This window comes from Aeromonas sp. QDB31 (assembly GCF_027707605.1).
Taxonomy (GTDB): Bacteria; Pseudomonadota; Gammaproteobacteria; order Enterobacterales; family Aeromonadaceae; genus Aeromonas; species Aeromonas media.
This window is the reverse complement of sequence record NZ_JAPCIX010000002.1, coordinates 265,849-284,956: the sequence shown is the minus strand read 5'-3', so window position 1 is coordinate 284,956 and position 19,108 is coordinate 265,849. Positions and strand designations below refer to the sequence as shown.

12 protein-coding genes are annotated in these 19,108 nt (G+C 61.8%); 9 read left to right on the top strand and 3 right to left on the bottom strand.

Translation table 11 applies throughout. From position 1 onward, the window contains the following. Window positions 1-2: 2 nt before the first annotated feature. From hisB to hisIE, 8 genes are all read left to right on the top strand, one after another. Window positions 3-1,136 carry a bifunctional histidinol-phosphatase/imidazoleglycerol-phosphate dehydratase HisB gene (gene hisB / locus PG898_RS03255; RefSeq protein WP_005324998.1) on the top strand — a complete coding sequence of 378 codons (1,134 nt, stop codon included), beginning with the start codon at window positions 3-5 and terminating at the stop codon, window positions 1,134-1,136. Beyond that, window positions 1,136-1,759: an imidazole glycerol phosphate synthase subunit HisH gene (gene hisH, locus PG898_RS03250; protein WP_041205736.1), complete on the top strand. Its 624-nt coding sequence runs from the start codon at window positions 1,136-1,138 to the stop codon at window positions 1,757-1,759. Before hisB ends, hisH begins: the two co-directional genes overlap by 1 nt. Before the next feature lie 5 nt (window positions 1,760-1,764). Then, window positions 1,765-2,499, top strand: coding sequence for a 1-(5-phosphoribosyl)-5-[(5-phosphoribosylamino)methylideneamino]imidazole-4-carboxamide isomerase (gene hisA, locus PG898_RS03245; protein ID WP_043129925.1), 735 nt, complete (start codon window positions 1,765-1,767; stop codon window positions 2,497-2,499). A gap of 143 nt (window positions 2,500-2,642) precedes the next feature. After that, on the top strand, window positions 2,643-3,752 hold the full coding sequence (locus PG898_RS03240; protein ID WP_043129923.1) for a response regulator: 1,110 nt from the start codon (window positions 2,643-2,645) through the stop codon (window positions 3,750-3,752). Then, on the top strand, window positions 3,745-5,895 hold the full coding sequence (locus tag PG898_RS03235) for a PAS domain S-box protein (RefSeq protein ID WP_043129922.1): 2,151 nt from the start codon (window positions 3,745-3,747) through the stop codon (window positions 5,893-5,895). The genes PG898_RS03240 and PG898_RS03235 overlap by 8 nt, the downstream gene beginning before the upstream one ends. Then, window positions 5,892-9,860, top strand: coding sequence for a PAS domain S-box protein (locus tag PG898_RS03230; RefSeq protein WP_043129921.1), 3,969 nt, complete (start codon window positions 5,892-5,894; stop codon window positions 9,858-9,860). The genes PG898_RS03235 and PG898_RS03230 overlap by 4 nt, the downstream gene beginning before the upstream one ends. Window positions 9,861-10,036: 176 nt before the next feature. Next, the gene (gene hisF / locus PG898_RS03225) at window positions 10,037-10,810 is read left to right on the top strand and encodes an imidazole glycerol phosphate synthase subunit HisF (RefSeq protein ID WP_043129918.1); all 774 of its coding nucleotides are present in this window, start codon (window positions 10,037-10,039) and stop codon (window positions 10,808-10,810) included. After that, window positions 10,803-11,438, top strand: coding sequence for a bifunctional phosphoribosyl-AMP cyclohydrolase/phosphoribosyl-ATP diphosphatase HisIE (hisIE, locus tag PG898_RS03220; protein WP_043129917.1), 636 nt, complete (start codon window positions 10,803-10,805; stop codon window positions 11,436-11,438). Before hisF ends, hisIE begins: the two co-directional genes overlap by 8 nt. Window positions 11,439-11,471: 33 nt before the next feature. On the opposite strand, the gene PG898_RS03215 is transcribed toward hisIE, so the two are convergent. Both PG898_RS03215 and PG898_RS03210 read right to left on the bottom strand, forming a co-directional pair. After that, entirely contained in the window at window positions 11,472-13,004 is a 1,533-nt protein-coding gene (locus PG898_RS03215) for a KAP family P-loop NTPase fold protein (RefSeq protein WP_043129916.1), read from the bottom strand. Window positions 13,005-13,146: 142 nt separating this feature from the next. Beyond that, on the bottom strand, window positions 13,147-14,769 hold the full coding sequence (locus PG898_RS03210) for an acyl-CoA synthetase (protein WP_043129915.1): 1,623 nt from the start codon (window positions 14,767-14,769) through the stop codon (window positions 13,147-13,149). A gap of 347 nt (window positions 14,770-15,116) precedes the next feature. On the opposite strand from PG898_RS03210, the gene PG898_RS03205 reads away from it, so the two are divergent. Beyond that, on the top strand, window positions 15,117-15,656 hold the full coding sequence (locus tag PG898_RS03205) for a glycine zipper 2TM domain-containing protein (RefSeq protein WP_005326114.1): 540 nt from the start codon (window positions 15,117-15,119) through the stop codon (window positions 15,654-15,656). 168 nt (window positions 15,657-15,824) lie between these two features. Here the strand turns inward: PG898_RS03205 and PG898_RS03200 are convergent, their stop codons facing one another. Beyond that, a complete protein-coding gene (locus tag PG898_RS03200; RefSeq protein ID WP_270823527.1) occupies window positions 15,825-19,043 on the bottom strand; it encodes an ExeM/NucH family extracellular endonuclease in 3,219 nt (1,072 codons plus the stop codon). Window positions 19,044-19,108 lie beyond the last annotated feature (65 nt).

Genomic DNA, 19,108 nt, shown 5'->3' with positions numbered 1-19,108 from the left:
AGATGAAGACCCCGTTTTTGTTTATCGACCGTGACGGCACTCTGATAGAAGAGCCGGTGACCGACAAGCAGGTGGACAGCCTCGCCAAGCTGCGCTTCGAACCCATGGTGATCCCGGTGCTGCGCGAGTTGCAGGCCGCCGGGTACGTGCTGGTGATGGTGACCAATCAGGATGGGCTGGGTACCGCCAGCCTGCCGCTGGAGAACTTCCAGCCCCCTCAGGATCTGATGATGCACCTCTTTGAGTCCCAAGGGGTGAACTGGGAGCAGGTGCTGATCTGCCCCCACTTCCCCACCGACGGTTGCAACTGCCGCAAGCCCCACCTCGGACTGGTGAAGGAGTACCTCGCGTCCGGTCGTATCGACTTTGCCAACTCCTTCGTCATTGGCGACAGACAGACCGATCTGCAGCTTGCCGAGAACATGGGCATCCGCGGCATCCGCTACCACCCGCAGGATCACGATTGGCTCGCCATCCGTGATCAGCTGCTCGCCAAAGGGCGCACCGCCGAGGTGGAGCGCTACACCAAGGAGACCCGCATCCAGGTGGCGGTGGACTTGGACAAGAGCGGCGGCAACCAGATCGCCACCGGCATCGGCTTCTTCGATCACATGCTGGATCAGATAGCCACTCACGCGGGCTTTCGCCTCAAGCTGAAAGTCAGCGGCGATCTGCATATCGACGATCACCACACGGTGGAAGACGTCGGGCTGGCCCTGGGTCAGGCCCTGCGCCAGGCCCTTGGCAACAAACGCGGGATCGGCCGCTTCGGCTTCGTGCTGGCGATGGACGAGGTGCAGGCGGTGATCGATGGTCGTCCCCGCGAGGGCGACCAGGCTCCCTCCCTGACCGAGCTGGACGTGGCCACCGCGCTGGACTTGAGCGGTCGCCCCTACTTCGTGTTCGACTGCCCGAGCGGCTTTGGTCGCGACAGCGTGGGTGAGATGGCCACCGAGATGGTGCCCCACTTCTTCCGCTCCCTGTCGGACGCCATGGCCATCACCCTGCAGATGAAGGTGGGCAGCGGCAACACCCACCACCAGGTGGAGGCGCTGTTCAAGGGCTTCGGCCGTGCCCTGCGCCAGGCCATCCGGGTGGAAGGGAGCGAACTCCCTTCCAGCAAGGGGGTGCTGTGATGACGAACCAGAAGCTGGTCATCATCGACACCGGCTGTGCGAACCTGGCTTCGGTGCGCATGGCGTTCGAGCGCCTTGGCGTGCAGCCGCAGGTCTCCTGCCAGACCGCCGACATCGAGCAGGCGGACAAGCTGATCCTGCCCGGGGTGGGCACTGCGGTGGCCGCCATGAAGAATCTCAATGAACGTAACCTGGTGCCCCTGATCCGCGCCGCCAAACAGCCGCTGCTGGGCTTTTGCCTCGGCATGCAGATGCTGGCACAGGCCTCCGAGGAGAACATGATCGCCGATGGCGACTCAGGCCAGCTCATCGACTGCCTCGGCATAGTCCCTGGCAGGATCCGGCTGATGGAGGTGGACAATCTGCGCCTGCCCCACATGGGCTGGAACCAGATTGAGCACGATGAGACCCATCCCCTGCTCAAGGGGATCCAAAGCGGCAGCTACTTCTACTTCGTTCACTCCTACGCCCTGGAGGTGACCGACGCGACCCTGGCCACCTGCGACTATGGCCAGCCCTTCACCGCCATCGTCGGCCGTGACAACTTCTTTGGCGCCCAATTCCACCCGGAGCGATCCGGCTCGGCCGGTGCCCGTTTACTGCAAAACTTTCTGGAGCTGTAACAAGGATGATCATTCCCGCAATCGACCTCATCAATGGTCAGGTAGTCCGACTCTATCAGGGGGACTACGGCCAGAAGACCGCATACAGCAGCAGCCCCCAGGCCCGCTTCGACGACTATGTCGCCCAGGGGGCGGAGCAACTGCACCTGGTGGATCTGGACGGCGCCAAGGATGCAAAAGCCCGCCAGCTTGCCCTCATCACGGCGCTGCTGGCGACCACCAGGGCGCCGGTGCAGGTGGGTGGCGGCGTGCGCAGCGAACAGGACGTGGCGGACCTTCTTGCCGCTGGTGCCAATCGGGTGGTGGTCGGCTCCACCGCGGTCAAGTCCCCGGAACTGGTGGCGAGCTGGATGGAAAAATATGGCCCCGAACGCATCGTGCTGGCCCTGGACGTCAATATCGATGCCCAGGGCAAGCGCCAGATCGCGGTGGCCGGCTGGCAGGAGAACAGCGGGGTGACTATCGAGGCGCTGATCGAGCGCTTCCTCCCCGCCGGGCTCAGGCACGTGCTCTGCACCGACATCAGCCGGGACGGGACGCTCTCGGGCAGCAACGTCGAGCTCTACCGGGATCTCTGCGCCTGCTACCCGAGCGTGGCGTTTCAGGCCTCCGGCGGCATCGGCGGTCTGGCCGACATCGAGGCGCTCAAGGACACCGGCGTCAAGGGGGTCATCCTTGGCCGCGCGCTCCTCGAGGGCAAATTTTCGGTGAGTGAGGCCATCACCTGCTGGAATGAGTGATCATCGGGTGATCCAGGGGAGCCTGTCCGGCCATCAGCGCCGGAACAGGCACCTCTTCTGCCGGGAGCCAGCGGCAAGTCCTTATAATCTGGAAGCAATTGACTCTATACTCGGTCTCATCGAGATAACGTCACGGAAGGCTTATGTTCACATCTCACTGTGCCACCATCCTCATCGTCGATGACTCTCCCGAGAACCTGATGGTGCTGACCGAGTTGCTCTCTCCCAGTTATCGGGTGCTCGCCGCCCAGAGCGGGGAGAAGTGCCTGCGTATTGCGAGCGGCAAGACGAGGCCGGATCTCATCCTGCTGGATGTGATGATGCCCGGCATGGACGGCTATGAGGTGCTCAAGCATCTGCGCATCAACCCCGACACCCGCCGCATCCCTGTGGTGCTGCTCACCGCCCTCGCCGATCTCCAGAGCGAAGAGTACGGCCTGTCGCTCGGCGCCGCCGACTACATCACCAAACCCATCAAACCCGCCATCGTCCAGGCGCGGGTGCGCACCCAGCTGGAGGCCAAGCAGGCCCGGGATGGTCTGCAAGATCAGAATGCGGCCCTGGAGGCCGAGGTGGCGCGCCGGATGACGGAGAACGATCTGATCCAGCAAGTCTCCATCCGGGCGCTGGCCCATCTGGCGGAGATCCGCGATCCCGAAACCGGCAATCACATCCTGCGTACCCAGGCCTACGTAAGGTTGCTGGCGAGCACCCTGGCCAGCCACCCCCGCTTTAGCGACACCCTGACGCCTCGTTACATAGATCTGCTGAGTCGCTCGGCCCCCCTGCACGACATCGGCAAGGTCGGCATTCCCGACCATATCTTGCTCAAACCGGGCAAGCTGACCCCCGAGGAGTGGCAGACCATGCGTACCCACGCCAAACTCGGCAGCGATGCCATCGAGGAGGCCGAGCAGGATATAGAGCAACCATTGGCCTTCCTCACCCTGGCCAAGGAGATAGCCCACTGGCACCACGAGAAATGGGACGGCAGCGGCTACCCGGACGGCCTGCAGGGCGATGCCATCCCTCTCTCGGCCAGGCTGATGGCGCTGGCAGATGTGTTTGACGCCCTTATCAACGTCCGGGTCTACAAACCGGCCATGTCCTATGAGGAGGCCCGCGCCCTGATCCTCTCCGGCAGCGGTCAGCATTTTGACCCTGACGTGGTGGCGGCCTTTGACAGCCACTTCGAGCAGTTCGTCATCATCGCCGAGCGTTATCAGGATGGCGCCGAGGCACCCCATGGCTGAGCAGTCTCCCCTGACCCGAGCCCACGTGCTCAACGTGGTACTCACCTATGCCGCCGTGGCAAGTCTGTGGATCCTGCTGTCGGACAAGGCGGTGGAGTGGCTCTTCAGCACCCCGGCCCAATTCGCCCTGGCCAGCACCATCAAGGGCTGGCTCTTTATCCTCATCACCGCGCTCATGCTCTATGTCATGCTGCGCCGCCGCATCAATCAGTCCACGGCCAGTCCCCGGCTCTCCGGGCGCCAGTGGCTGCCCATCCTATTGCTCAACAGCCTCATTCTGGCCCTGGCTATCATGGCCATCGCCCAGAACATCGGGTTGACCCGGGACAAGGAGGTCGCCCGACTTGAAACCATCGCCGATCTCAAGAGCAGGCGCATCACCGAGTGGCTGGGCAACCGGGAACAGGATCTTCGTCAGATCCTCGACAACCCGAGTTATGGTGCCCTCTCTCTCTCCGGGCAGAGGGACAGGCCATCCGATGAACAGACCCAGCGGCTGATCGAGTTCATCTCGGTGCGGGGATTCGATGGCGCGGCCCTCTTCGACCGGACCGGCCAGGCCCTGTGGCAGACTCCGGGGGCGAGCATCATGAATGCCACGTTGCGCGATGCCCTGACACGGGCGACAGCAGGCAAGGTGCTCAGGGTCGGGCCTTATCTGGATGAACAGGGCCAAACCAGGTTCGACTTCCTGACGCCCCTGGCCACGGCGGCGGAGCCGGCGCCCATCATAGTGCTGCAGATAAGCGGCAGCCACTGGGTAAACCAGATCCTCAACCCCTGGCCCATCCCCGACAGCAGTGGCGAAGCCACGCTGTTTCGCCAGCACGCAGACCAGGTGCAGTATCTGAGTGACCTGCGCTATCGCCCCGACTCGGCCCTGCGCCTGCAGCTTCCGCTCCATCACAGCACCCTGTTGGCGGCCCAGTATCTGCGCCTTGAGACCGGACAACGAAAACCCGGGGTGCTTTCCGGTATGGATTATCAAGGCATAGCGGCCTTTGGCGTCGTCTATCCGGTCGCGGGTACGGATTGGTTCCTGCTGACCAAGATAGACAAGGCCGAGCTCAACCAGGCCAGTTTCAAAGAGAGCATCTGGATCGGTCTCATCACCTTGCTGGTGCTCTTCGTCACCAACGCCGGCATCATCTTGCTGCGCCAGCACACCCGACTGCTGATGGCTGAACAGATCCGTCATTCCCAGACGCAACGGCTGCAGGCATTGCAGCTGCTCTCCGCCATCGCCGACAGCTCGGAAGATGCCATCTTTGCCAAGGACAGAGAGGGCAGATACATACTGTTCAATCGCGCCGCCAGCCAGTTCGTGGGCAAACCGGCCGCCGAGATGCTGGGCCAGGATGACATGGCCATCTTCCCGCCCGAGCAGGCCAAGATGCTGATGGAGGCAGGCCATCGGGTGATCGAGAACAACCGGGTGCAAACCGAGGAGGAGTACCTGACCCTGCCCGGTGGCGATCGGGTGTTCCTCGCCACCAAGGGGCCGCTGCAAGACAACGACGGTCAGGTGATCGGCATCTTCGGCATCTCCCGCGACATCACGGGCTTCAAGCGTGCCGAGGCAGACCTGCGGGAGCGGGAGGGGCTGTTTCGCGCCCTGGTCGAGCAATCGCTCGCCGGCATCTACATCATCCAGCAGGGCAAACTCTGCTACATCAACCCCTGTTTTGCCCACCTGTTTGGCTATGACTCGCCCGGCGCACTGCTCGGCGTCGGCACCCTGCAAGCCCTGGCAAGCCCAGAGGACAGCGACCGGGTGGCCGAGCTGGTGCTGCACTGCGAGCAGGAGGGCGGCGACATCCATACCCGCTTCAGCGCCTTGCACCACGGCAGTCAGACCCTGGAGGTGGAGCTGTACGGGCGGCGTGTCGACTATCGCGGTCAACCCGCCCTGCTCGGGCTCTTGCTCGATGTCACCGAGCGGGAACAGGTCGAGCAGGCCTTGACACATCAAGCCATGGAGCTGCGCCAGCAAAACGAGGAGCTCGAGCGTTTCAACAAGGTGATGGTGGACAGAGAACTCGCCATGCTGACCCTAAAGCACCAGATCAACACACTCTCGCGCCAGCTCGGGCTGGCACCGCCCTACCCCCAGGCTCCCATGCCGCCGGAGGAGCATCCATGATGAACCGACCGCAACTATGGCTCGTCCGCCCCTCCACCCAGCGCTGGGGCGTCTGCCTGCTGGCCCTGCTACTGCCCATCCTGATGTTGCAGATCCGGGTCCAGCTACCCATCGCCTTTGGCGAGCGGCCGCTGCTGGTGCTCTTCATGCTACCCATCATCATCTGCGCCCTGCTGGGGGGCTTGCTGCCAGGCCTGCTCTGTACCCTGATCAGTGCCCTGGCCACCGCCTATTTCCTGCTGCCCCCGGTCTATGAGCTGACCGTGGCAACCGGTCAGGATCTCGTACAGTGGGGGATCCTGATCGCCAACGGCATCCTCGTCAGCCTGCTCAGCGCCGCCATCCACAACTCCCGCGCCCGGGAGATCCAGCGCTGGCAGGAGCTGATTAGCACCCAATCTCGCCTGCAACAAAGCGAAAATCGCTTCCAGGCTACCTTCGAGCAGGCTGCGGTCGGTATCGCCCTGGTCTCTCCCGATGGGTGCTGGCTGCGGGTCAATCAGCGCTTGTGCGACATACTGGGCTACCACGCCGATGAGCTCATGGGCATGAGCTTCCAGCAGATCACCCACCCGGACGATCTCTTGATTGACCAACACTATGTGGCCCGGATGCTGGCAGGCGAGTTGCCCCATTACACCCTGGAAAAGCGCTATCTGCACAAGAGGGGTGACGTCATCTGGACAACCCTGACGGTAGCCCTGGTCAGGGATCTCGAGGGCGAGCCCGATTACTTCATTTCCATCATCGAGGACAATCAACAGAACAAGGAGACCGAGGAGGCCCTGCGTCGCAACGAGGGGATCCTGCGGGAATCCCAGCGACTGGCCAAGATTGGCAACTGGCGTTGGCGCATCGACGACGACAACCATTTCTGGTCGCCGGAGATCTATCGCATCTATGGGCGTGACCCCGCCCTGCCCCCTGCCGTCTATCCCGAGGTGAAAAAATACTTCACCCAGGAGGGCTGGCACACCATCTCCCAGTCCGTCGAGCGCTGCCTGCGTGATGGGTTGCCCTATGAATGTGATGCCAGCGTCATCAACGAGCAGGGGAACGCCGTCTGGGTCATCGCCCGTGGCGCGGCCTTGCGGGACGGTGACGGCCATATCGTCGAGCTCTATGGCACTGTGCAGGACATCACGGAGCGCAAGCTGACCGAGCAGCAGTTGCTGCACAATCAGCAGACGGCCCTCGATACCCAGCGCCGCGCCCGCCTGGCGGCACTGAACCTGATGGACGATGCCATCAGTGCCAGGGTCCGAGCCGAGTCCATCAGCAGCGCCCTGCGCGAGAGCGAGCAACGGTTGCTGATGGCTCAGGAGGGCGCCCACGTCGGGATCTGGGAGTGGGACATGGTCAATGATCGCCTCTTTTTCTCCCCGGAATGCGCCCGCCTCTATGGCCGCACCACCGAGCAACTCGCGACGTTTCACGCCTGGCAGGCTTGCCTGCACCCGGACGACAGACCCCGTGTCGACCCCTTGCTGGCTGAGCTGTCGGCCAGCGACAAACCCTTCGAGATAGAATTCCGGATCCTGCTGCCAGACGGTGACATGCGCTGGCTGGTGAGCAAGGGCAGCGTCTATCGGGATGCCCGCCAGCGTCCGTTGCGCCTGCTCGGCATCCATCTTGACATCACCGAGCGCAAGCAGGCCGAGCAGCAGTTGCGCCAACTCTCCCTGGCCTTGGAGCAGAGCCCGGATGGTGTCTTCATCACGGATACCCAGGCGCGCATCGAGTATGTCAACGCGGCCTTTCTGGCCATCAGTGGCTACCGGCAGGACGAGGTCATCGGCCAGACCCCCGCCCTGCTGCGCTCCGGCCTCACCCCCAGGGCGACCTATATCGCCCTGCGGGATGCGATTAATCAGGGTCAACGCTGGCATGGAGAGTTCATCAACCGGCGCAAAGACGGCTCCCACTATCAGGTGCTGGCCACTGTCTCCCCCATCCGCCAGGAGAGCGGGATCGTGACCCACTATGTGGCGGTACAAGCCGACATCACCGAGAAGAAGCAGCTTGGCGAGGAGCTTGATCAGTATCGCTACCACCTGGAGGAGATGGTCGATGAGCGCACCCTGCAACTGGCCCAGGCCCATCAGAGAGCCGAGAGCGCCAACCGCGCCAAGAGCGCCTTCCTGGCCAACATGAGTCACGAGATCCGCACCCCCATGAACGCCATCCTGGGGCTGACCTACCTGCTCAAACGCGACACCCCGGACAGCACCCAGCACGAGCGGCTGGAGAAGATCGATCACGCCGCCCAGCACCTGCTCACCATCATCAATGACATCCTGGATCTCTCCAAGATCGATGCGGGAAAGATGGCGCTCGAGCAGGGCGACTTCTCCCTCACCGCCATGCTGGACAACGTCAGTGCCCTGGTGAGCGAGCAGGCCCGCACCAAGGGGCTCACCATCATGGTCGATATGGGAGACTCGCCCACCTGGGTCCATGGCGACATTACCCGCCTGCGCCAGGCACTGCTCAACTATGCAGCCAATGCCATCAAGTTCACCGAACAGGGGGCGGTCACCCTGCGGGTGCGGGTGGCGCGTCCACTCGCCAGCGGTTACCTGCTGCGCTTCGAGGTGGAGGACACCGGTATCGGTATCAGTCCGGAGCAGCGCGAGAAGCTGTTCCAGGCGTTCGAGCAGGCCGATGTCTCCACCACCCGCAAATACGGCGGCACCGGCCTCGGACTCGCCATCACCAGCCGGCTCGCCGCCCTGATGGGGGGGGAGGCTGGCGTCAGCAGCACCCTTGGCCAGGGGAGCTGTTTCTGGTTTACCGCCGCGCTCTCGGCAGGTCAGGGGGAAGTGCCGCAGCCGAGCCCGCTCGTGCAGAGCGTGACGCAGACCTACTTCCCTCACCACGCCCGGGTACTGCTGGTGGAAGACAACGCCATCAACCGCGAAGTGGTGCTGGAGCTGCTTTGCAACAGCGGCCTCGTCATCGAGACCGCCGTCAATGGCCAGGAGGCGCTGGAGCGCGTCCGCCAGCACGCCTTCGATCTCATCCTGATGGACATACAGATGCCGGTGATGGATGGTTACGATGCCACGCGCGCCATCCGCACCCTGCCCGGCCGGGAGCTGCTTCCTATCCTCGCCCTGACGGCGAGTGCCTTTGAGGAAGACCGAAAGGCATGTGAATCTGCCGGCATGAACGATTTCATCACCAAACCCGTCACCCCTGCCAAGTTGTTTGAGGCGCTGCAGCGCTGGCTGCCGAGCAACGGGATGGTGGAGCCCGAGCATCAGGCGCTGTCCCACGACATGCAGGCAGGCCCCCTCGCCCACCTGCAGGGCTTCCACGGGCTGGACCTGCAGCAAGGGCTGACGGCACTGCAGGGCAATCAGGACAAATACATCGCCTTGCTGCGCTACTTCGCCAGCGAGCATGGCCAGGACATGACCCTGCTCGGCCACCACCTGCAAACGGGGGATAAAACGAGCGCTACCCGGCTGGTTCACACCCTGCGCGGGGTCGCGAGCACCCTTGGGATGGTGGATCTCGCGCAGCAATGCCTGCAGCTGGAGCAAACACTCGCGGGGGATGACCCTGAGCCGACCGCCTTGATGGCGGCCATTGACGGGGCCTTGACTGCCCTGCACGACCGGTTGGGAGAGGAGGTGCCCGCCCACGCGGCGGAGCTCATCCCCCTTGGCAGCCAGTGGCAACGGGCACTGCGCCACCAGATGGAGGCATTGCTGGTGCAAAGCGATACCGCCGTGATCCCGCTGTTCGAGCAGTATGCCGCCCCCTTGCGGCTCATGCTCGGGCCACGCAGCGAAACCCTGGCCAGGCAGTTGAAGACATTTGACTTCGACGGTGCCCTGCTCACCCTTCGCCAATGTGAGGGTGCAGATGAGCCCCAAGCTGAGGCCGAGACCTCCCTCCCCGATGGCCCTTCGCTGCCCCCGGGCCCGGTGAAGGGAGACAAAGGGTTGAATCACTGAATAAAGTCATGCATATAGTGTTGGTTCCCCCGGGGCCGCGCCGCCCGATGAGCGCGCCGTTTCCCGCTCAGGATCCTGCAGTGAAAGCATGCCAACCGCTTTTCCGTTCGCCGCCTGATCCTGCATCACCGACAGAACGATGTTTTTTTAACTGTGCTTTACATGGAGCAATGAGCATGTTGTCAAAGCGTATTATCCCCTGCCTCGACGTCAAAGATGGCGTGGTGGTCAAGGGCGTGCAGTTTCGCAACCACGAGGTGATGGGCGGCATCGTCGAGCTCGCCCGCCGCTACGCCGAGGAGGGTGCCGACGAGCTGGTGTTCTATGACATCACCGCCTCGAGTGACGCCCGTGTGGTGGACAAGAGCTGGGTGAGCCGGGTGGCCGAGGTCATCGACATACCCTTCTGCGTCGCCGGCGGCATCAAGAGCGTGGAGGATGCCCGCCAGATCCTGGAATTCGGTGCCGACAAGGTATCCATCAACTCCCCGGCCCTGGCCGATCCCACCCTGATCACCCGGTTGGCGGAGCGCTTCGGCGTGCAGTGCGTGGTGGTGGGCATCGACTCCTACTTCGACGCGCAGAGCGGCGAGTATCAGGTCAAGCAGTTCACCGGTGACGAGAGCCGCACCCGCACCACCAGCTGGACCACCCTGGAGTGGGTCAAGGAGGTGCAACAACGCGGCGCCGGCGAAATCGTGCTCAACGTGATGAACCAGGACGGCATGCGCCAGGGCTATGATCTCGAGCAGCTCAAACTGGTGCGGGCCGTCTGCAAGGTGCCGCTGATTGCCTCCGGCGGCGCCGGGGCCATGGAACATTTTCGCGATGCCTTTACCCTTGCCGACGTGGACGGCGCCCTGGCGGCGTCCGTATTCCACAAGGGCCTTATCCCCATTCCCGAATTGAAACGCTGGCTGAAAAACGAAGGAGTCGCCATCCGTGAATAATCAAGCAGTAGACAATGCATTGCCCCTCGCCGAGCGCCTGGACTGGGACAAGTGTGACGGCATGATCCCCGCCATCGTCCAGCATGCCGCGAGCGGCGAAGTGCTGATGCAGGGCTTCATGACCCGCGAGGCCCTGGAAAAGACCCAAACCACCGGCCAGGTCACCTTCTTCAGCCGCAGCAAGCAGCGCCTGTGGACCAAGGGGGAGAGCTCGGGCCATGTGCTGAAACTCGTCGCCATCAGCACCGACTGCGATCAGGACTCCCTGCTCATCGCCGCCGATCCCGTGGGCCCCACCTGCCATCTGGGCACCCCGTCCTGCTTCGACGGCCACCCGCTGCCGCCACTCGGCTTCTTGGCGGAGCTCGAGCAGATCCTGGCGTCGCGCAAGGGGGCCGATCCGGCCACCAGCTACACCGCCAGCCTCTATGGCAAAGGCACCAAGCGCATTGCCCAGAAGGTGGGTGAAGAGGGGGTGGAAGTGGCCCTGGCCGCCATGGCGAAAGACAGGGAAGAGCTCATCAACGAATCCGCCGATCTGCTCTACCACCTGACCGTCTTGCTGCAAAACGAAGGGCTGGGACTGAAGGATGTGGTGCAGCGTCTCCATGAGCGCCACAACAAGTGATCTGATAATAAAGCCGGGATTTCCCGGCTTTATTTAGTCAAGATGCACTGCCAGCTCGACTAAATTCTTATACGTTGCTAAACGTCGCTCCAACTGTGACAGCTCTTTTTCGGCCAAAATAGTATTTTCTTCTACAGTCAAATTCCGCATTCGCTTAGCACAATCTTTTGCCAACGTTATTAAACGATAAGAACATTCATCGTCTGAATTCGGTTTGAATAGGTTCTCATAAGACATGAACAAAATTTTCTTTAATGAAACCATATATTCACCATCTCTAAATGGATTTAAATATCGTTCATAATCGACATCCTCAACATAACTTCCTATGGTACTTCCTGCTTTTATAAAGCATTGGAAGTAATGTTCTCCATACTCATTTGTTAGTGTATTGAAACCTTTTAGCTTTGGATGGTTATCTGTCGTAGGCATTTTGCCATCCGCTACAGCGCGATAATCTTCATTGTTTTTCTCGCACAGAGAGAACAAGTAAACAAGAAAAATCAGATTTAATGTATACCCTTGATAATTCACGATGGAAGCAAACGTTCTATCCAACACTTGCTCTGTTTTTCTTAAGCTCAATAAAAAATGATCACTGACAGCTGTCAATATATTTACCAATACTTGGGTATCAGTTATCTCCGGCCATACCTTGACATGCTCAAAATGCAATTTTTTATCTACTATTGTCTGTTGAATAAACTCTCGCCGAGAGATACTGCCTAACGTAAATCGTCTATGAAAAAATCGCCCAAGATAGCTCTCCGCATCAAAGCCGTCACCATAAATTACCTTGATAGCATGCTGAAGTTGTTCGGTATCCGTTGCGAGTACAAATACCACACCAGGGATATCGAATATATGCTTGATGGTTTCCAGCATTTCTACCGCATAGGAGGGACGGCAGCGATCCAACTCATCAATCAAAATAAAGGCGGGATAATCCAAGCGACCTTGGCTATCCAATTGATCTAAATTTGCAGCAACAGCCGCTTCAATCCATTGCCTAATCTCTTGTTTAAGATACTGAATAGATTCATAACGCTCTTTATGATTGCTGCAAAGTGTATCAACCAGCTTATCTGCGTCTTCTCCTTCTACAGAAAAGTCACCATCTTCCAGTCCAGCTTTTTTAATGGCTGACTTGAGTACCAATTTCCCACCAACCTTTAGCAATCCTAAAAGCTTTGATTTAATGCCATCAGGTACGGCAAGCTTATTTCCCGCAGCATCTCTCAATTGTTCGACAATCGATGAGATCACCGTCAACAAGGGATCATCGGAAAAGTCCTGCTGCCAGGCATCGATATAAACGGTGGGATAATGCTCTTTAAGCTCCATATACCAGCGCTTGATAAACCAGGTTTTACCCGCGCCCCATTCGGCATTGAGGTTCAACACATAGTTGCGCTCTTTGCCCTCTGCCGCCAGATAGTTGGTCAGAAACTCGGCATAGCGAGCGCGCTCCAGTCGATCTCCTGCGACCTTTTCCTCTCCCCCTTCAATAGCTCCAGGACCATCCCATGAAACAGATTCCACCCAATCAAATGTTGCAAGCGCCATAGTATTTCCCTGTCTCGATACTGAGCAGGATATTACCAGAGTGAGTTCCGAAAGAGTTTGATGAACATAGGATTTGGCGCCATATCATCCCGAGGCAATATGGCGCCGACTCAAGCACTCAGAAGAGAGTAACGTCCCACCCTCACTCCAGCTGTTTTCGCAGCATAAATTTTTGCACCTTGCCGGTGGAGGTCTTGGGCAGCGGGGTGAAGATGATGCGCTTGGGGACCTTGAAGTGGGCCATCTGCTCTCGGCAGAACGCAATCAGCTCCGCCTGACTGAGCACCCGCCCCTCCTTGAGCTTCACAAAGGCGCAGGGCACCTCCCCCCACTTCTCGTCCGGCATGGCGATCACCGCGGCCTCGTCCACGTCCGGGTGGCGATAGAGCACGTCCTCCACCTCCAGGCTGGAGATGTTCTCCCCGCCGGAGATGATGATGTCCTTGGATCTGTCCTTGATCTCCACGTAGCCGTCCGGGTGCCAGACCGCCAGATCCCCGCTTCGAAACCAGCCGTCCGCCATCGCCTCTTCACTCGCCGCCGGGTTCTTGAGGTAGCCCTTCATGACGATGTTGCCGCGCAGAAATATCTCCCCCAGGGTCTTGCCATCCCGGGGTACCGGCTCGCCGCTGACGGGGTTGGCCACCCGCATCTCCCCTTGCAGCGGCGAGGCCACCCCCTGGCGCGCCTTGAGCCGCGAGAGCGCCGTGGCATCCTGTCCCTGCCAGCTTCGCTGGGGCTCGCACACCACGCAGGGGCCATAGGTTTCGGTGAGGCCATAGACGTGGGTCACGGCGATCCCCATGGCCTCCATGCCGGCGATCACGGTGGCAGGCGGCGCCGCCCCCGCCGTCATCGCCTTGATGGGATGACTGAGCCCCAGTTTCAAGGCCGGATCGGCGTTGTTGAGCATGTTGAGGACGATGGGGGCGGCGCAAAAGTGGCTCACCCTGTGTTCGTGCAGTGCCTCATAGATGGCGCCCGCCTGCACGTGGCGCAGGCAGACGCTCACCCCGGCGGTCGCCGCCAGAGTCCAGGGGAAGCACCAGCCGTTGCAGTGGAACATCGGCAGGGTCCACAGATAGACGGGGTGCTTGGGCAGCTCCCAGGAGAGCACGTTGTTGATGGCATTGAGGTGAGCGCCGCGATGGTGATAGACCACTCCCTTGGGATTGCCCGTGGTGCCCGAGGTGTAGTTGAGCGAAATCGCCTGCCACTCGTCCGCCGGCAGCCAGCCGGGCTCCTGCTCATCCCCCGTGGCGACCAAGGCCTCGTAGGTCAGCTCGCCGACCAGCTCCCCCTCCCGAAAGAGGGGATCGTCGATGGCGATCACCAGGGGTTGGCGTTCGATCAGGGAGAGCGCCTTGCGCACCACGGCGCCAAACTCCCTGTCCACCAGCACCACCCTGCTCTGGGCGTGCTGAAAGATGAAGGCCATGGACTGTGCATCGAGCCGGGTATTGATGGTGTTGAGCACGGCGCCGCTCATGGGCACGCCGAAGTGAGCCTCGAACATGGCCGGCACATTGGGCGCGACGATGGAGACCGTATCCCCCTCACCGATGCCGCGGCGGCGCAGGGCCGAGGCGAGCCGGCGGCATCGCACCTCGGTCTGGGCCCAGCTCTGGCGCAAGGGACCGTGGATCAGCGCCGGGTAGTCGGGGTAGACCCGAGCCGCCCGGGCCAGAAAGCTCAAGGGGGTCAGTGCCTCGAAATTGGCAGCGGTTTTCTCAAGACCTGTCTCGTAGATGTTCTGGCTTGTCATCGGGTTCCTTCCTCATCGGGGTGCAAAGCGGCGGTGCAGCCGTGAACGCGCCCTGGCATCGTGCCGGCGGTGGCTTTCTGGTACTCAATGCAAGGGTATCAAGGGGCTCTGGGGGCAGGTATTAGCAAAACGTCTTAGGCAGGCCCGACCCCACGCCTGCTGGTCTGCGCCCTTCGACCGCCCTCTCTTTTGTCGCCAAACACAGACGCCTTTTTGCCGCGGTCATTTTTTGCGCAGTCAGGCCTTGTCGCAGACCGGGGCCCCTTTGCTTGAGTGGGGGCAGCAAAATGACAAGAATGCTCACAGGCCCCGAGAGCGGGCAATCACAGTAGACAGGAGTTAAAGAGATGAACAAATCCATGTTGGCAGGTGTCGGGATCGGTATTGCCTCTGCGCTGGCATTGTCGGCGGCAGCCAGCGGATCCCTGTTTTCATCAGAGCCCCAGTTTGCCGAAGTGCTGGCCAGCAAACCGGTGACCGAAACCATCAAGACGCCGCGCCAGGAGTGTCGCAACGTCACCGTCACCCACCGCAAGCCGGTGCAGGATGAACACAAGATCCTGGGCACAGTGGTCGGCGCAGCCCTCGGGGGCGTGGTGGGCCACCAGTTCGGTGGCGGCAGCGGCAAGAAAGTCGCCACCGCGGCGGGGGCCGTCGCCGGCGGCTATGCAGGCAACCAGGTGCAGGGCAACATGCAGGCCGGGGACACCTACACCACCACGGAACAGCGCTGCAAGACGGTACAGGATAGCAGCACCCGCACCCTGGGCTATGACGTCACCTACCGCCTCGCCGGTCAGGAAGGGGTGATCCGCATGGAGAAACAACCCGGCCCCACCATCCCGGTCAAGGATGGCAAGCTGGTACTGAGCAACGCGCAGGGTTGATACTCCGTTAGGAGCGCCCTGCCATGGAGAAGGCCCACCCGACGAGGTGGGCTTTTTTCATGGGCGAAGAGATGCCCGTATCTCTGCGTTGCCAGGCAGGCCGCAGTGCCGGCCGACAAAAAGGGGCCCGCGGGCCCCTTGTGTTATGCATCTTGGTACTGACGCTCATCAGTGGCGCCCGAAGGGCCACCAGGGCTTGTCGTTGTCCTGAATATCGACCCGGGTCTGCTGAACTGTGCCCGGCTGGGCCCCTTTCAGCTTCTCGAGGTTGACGCTGAACTGCTCGGTGGACTCCACGAACCAGTCATCCAGGATCAGCACCTTGACCGACTTGCTGCCACCTTCACCGGCGGCCCAGCTCACCGACTGGCCGAACCAGGGCAGGAAATCCAGCCCCCAGCGCGCCGTGCTCCCCTCAAGGCCCAGCTGGGCGCGGGCCGGCTTGCTGAGATCACCGCTGCGTACCACAGGGATCTCGGCAAACCACTGCCCCTCGTTCACCGTCAGGCTGGTCTGGGCCAGGGAGATGGTGGACGGTGCCAGCTTGTCCTTGATGGTCACTAGGGTCTGGAGCTGCTCCCCCAGCGCCGCGCCGCTCGGGTCAAACAGCTCCAGGGTGAAGGTCTCATTCCCCTCGTGCAGGGTGTCGCTCTTCACCGGGATCTGGATGGTCTGGCTGTCGCTCTGGCCCGCCGCCCAGTTCAGAGTACCGGTGAGGGGTGCCACGTCGTTGGCATCGGCGCTGCCAAAGGCGATGCGATAGCTGACGCTGGCCTCCCCATGGCTGCCGTCACGGCGCGCCACGGACAGGGCGAGAATGCTGCCCTCCTCCACGCTGGCGGCGGCGCTCTCGAGACTCAATACTCCGGCGGGCGGCAGCGGATACTGGATCGCCACCAGCACGGGATCGTGATCCGAGGCGCTGAAGGGCCCGTCCGATTTGGCCAGCTGGCCTGTGTACTTGCTGCCGTACTCGAAGAAGTTGCTCTCGGCGGAGTTGATGTGCCAATCCTCGATGCCGATCACCTTGGCCACGAGGCCGGGGCTTGCCAGGGCGTGATCCAGGTTGCCGAGCTCACCCTCATAGCTGTAGGAGTAGGTGTCGGTGCCGTGGAAACGGGTGTTGAGGTTCACCAGACCATAGCCCTTGCCAAGGGCGCTGCCGCTCTCCTCGAAAGGCTGGCCCGCCAGTGTGGTGAAAGAGGCGCTAATGATCTGGCGCGATTGGGCGGCCGGATCATAGTCGGTCAGCACCCGGATGGGATCCTCCATGCCGTAGGCGTTCAGATCGCCGATGAGCAGCAGATCCCCGCTCACCTCCTTGAGGCGCTCACCCAGCACCTTGGCGGCGGAGACCCGCAGCGCGTTGCAGTGGCCCTGCCCGTCCAGCGGATCGGCGGTGGCGTAGTCGGGGTAATCCTCGAAGCAGGCGGAACCCTTGGACTTGAGGTGGTTGACCACCAGGGTCAGGGGCGCATCCCCCTTGGGCGAGCTGAAGCGCTGCAGCAGCGATTCGCGCATGCCCTGCTTGATGGCAACCGGCTTGCCGCTGGCGTCCTGCGCCTCGGCCTGCTGCACCGGCAGCTCGATGAGGCTGGCAGCCCCCTCTGGCGTCACGCTGGCGGGTCGGTAGATGAGACCCACCGTGATGGCGTCGGTGCCGATGGGCTGGCCATCGGGGGAAGCCACCCAGGTATAGTGATCCGCCTCATCCGGCTGGGCGGCGTTGAGGGCCGCCACCAGGTTGGCGATGGCGGAGTTATCGCCGTAGCCGCTGTTCTCTATCTCCATCAGCCCCACCACGTCGGCATTGAGACGGGTGATGGCGCTCACGATCTTGGTGCGCTGCAGCTCGAACTCCGCCACCGTCAGGGCGCCCCGGTTGCTGCCGGTGGGGTTGGCATCCCCCCCCACCACGGTGGTGAAGAAGTTGAGCACGTTGAAGCTGGCGACCCGCAGATCCCCCGCCTCGGCCAGCTCAGGGGTCTCGACCCTGTCCCAGCCGCTGTGATCGATGTTGCTGGCATCGATGCGGTTGTTCGCCACCAGTCTGAACAGGTTGTAGGAGTAGCCAAGCGCCCCCTCCAGCCCGTTGAGCTTGTCACCGATGCGCAGGTAACCATCCTCGGCGTTGAAGCCGGGGAACCAGGGCAGCACACCGTCCGGCGCCTTGGCGTCGGTCTCCACTACCAGCTGGTTTTGCTGGTTGCGCAGGGCCCAGTCGCTCGCCTCCTGGCTCATGGCGGCAAATTTCTGGGTAGACTTGATAAGCGGCGCGCCATAGGCCAGCACCAGGTTGTTGCGCTTGCCGTCGTAATCGAAGCTGAAGTTGCGGGTCACCACCAGACTGGATTCGGGCACCAGCCGTACCTGCATCCCCTCGTGGCGCTCCAGCAGCTGGCTGAGGCTCTCGCCCGCCACCGGCACCAGATCCACCGCCGTCGGCACAGCCCCCACCGGCTGGGTCACTACCAGCGCATCGGCACTGAGCTGGGTCTGGTTGAAATACTCCTTCACCTTGCCCGAGACGCATACCTCGGCGCCCGGCACGATGGCGCCGTTGGCCTGGGTGCTGTGGATGAAGAGACCGTCGGAGGTGGCCGGATCCCCGTCCCCTTGCGGGTCCTGGATGAAGAAGCCCTTGTAGAGACCGTTCACCACCTGAGTGACGATGCCACGGGTGGCATGGGCCTGCTCGGATTCAAACTTGCCGGCCGGTACCAGCGGGCTGCTGCTGCCTGAACCCTGAATGGCAGGCACCGGCACAAGAGTGTCTACCGGACAGACGAAGGCGGGCGGCTGGGTACCATCACAGGAGGCATCGCCGCTGCAGCCGAGACCGCTGGCGTCATCCTTGGCGGCGGCCACGTATTCCAGTGCCGGATCGAAGGGGGCGGTCGCATCAGTGCGGCCAGTGCTGACGGTGGCCTTGCGGCGCAGGGTCATGTCCAGTGTCGAAACGCTGCCAGACACCCAGGCAGTGCCCGGATCCACCCCGACTTGGCCGAAACTGTCCACTATCTCGCTGCCGCGATAGAGCACCAGGGCGTCGTCACCGTTGAACACCAGGTTGCCGCTGGTCTGGGTCGCCTTGGCCAGGATCTCGCCGCTGGCGGAGGGGTTGGCCAGCACCAGGCTGGCACCGGGGGCGAGCGTGCCTTGCAGTGTCAGGCTGTTGGTGGGGGCATCGGTGAGAGGTTTGCCGTTGGCATAGAGCGCCAAACGGTATTGAGAGAGATCGACGGGAGTCGCGCCCAGATTGCTCAGCTCCACCGCCTTGTTGTTGCTGGATCCTTCCAGGTATTCGCTGATCAGCAGTTGTGCCTGTGTCTGTCCAGAGAGCGCCAGCCCGACGGCCAGCGCTACCAGAGAGTGTCTTCCTGACATGGTCAGTTTCCTTTTTTTATTTGCAGATTATGTTATTGGCGCCCCGCGCAAGGCGGGCCGCAGCA

Bases quoted from the DNA above. Each gene is read 5' to 3' on its own strand.
- hisB (WP_005324998.1), top strand. From the start codon at position 3: ATGAAGACCCCGTTTTTGTTTATCGACCGTGACGGCACTCTGATAGAA.
- hisH (WP_041205736.1), top strand. From the start codon at position 1,136: ATGACGAACCAGAAGCTGGTCATCATCGACACCGGCTGTGCGAACCTG.
- hisA (WP_043129925.1), top strand. From the start codon at position 1,765: ATGATCATTCCCGCAATCGACCTCATCAATGGTCAGGTAGTCCGACTC.
- PG898_RS03240 (WP_043129923.1), top strand. From the start codon at position 2,643: ATGTTCACATCTCACTGTGCCACCATCCTCATCGTCGATGACTCTCCC.
- PG898_RS03235 (WP_043129922.1), top strand. From the start codon at position 3,745: ATGGCTGAGCAGTCTCCCCTGACCCGAGCCCACGTGCTCAACGTGGTA.
- PG898_RS03230 (WP_043129921.1), top strand. From the start codon at position 5,892: ATGATGAACCGACCGCAACTATGGCTCGTCCGCCCCTCCACCCAGCGC.
- hisF (WP_043129918.1), top strand. From the start codon at position 10,037: ATGTTGTCAAAGCGTATTATCCCCTGCCTCGACGTCAAAGATGGCGTG.
- PG898_RS03215 (WP_043129916.1), bottom strand. From the start codon at position 13,004: ATGGCGCTTGCAACATTTGATTGGGTGGAATCTGTTTCATGGGATGGT.
- PG898_RS03210 (WP_043129915.1), bottom strand. From the start codon at position 14,769: ATGACAAGCCAGAACATCTACGAGACAGGTCTTGAGAAAACCGCTGCC.
- PG898_RS03205 (WP_005326114.1), top strand. From the start codon at position 15,117: ATGAACAAATCCATGTTGGCAGGTGTCGGGATCGGTATTGCCTCTGCG.
- PG898_RS03200 (WP_270823527.1), bottom strand. From the start codon at position 19,043: ATGTCAGGAAGACACTCTCTGGTAGCGCTGGCCGTCGGGCTGGCGCTC.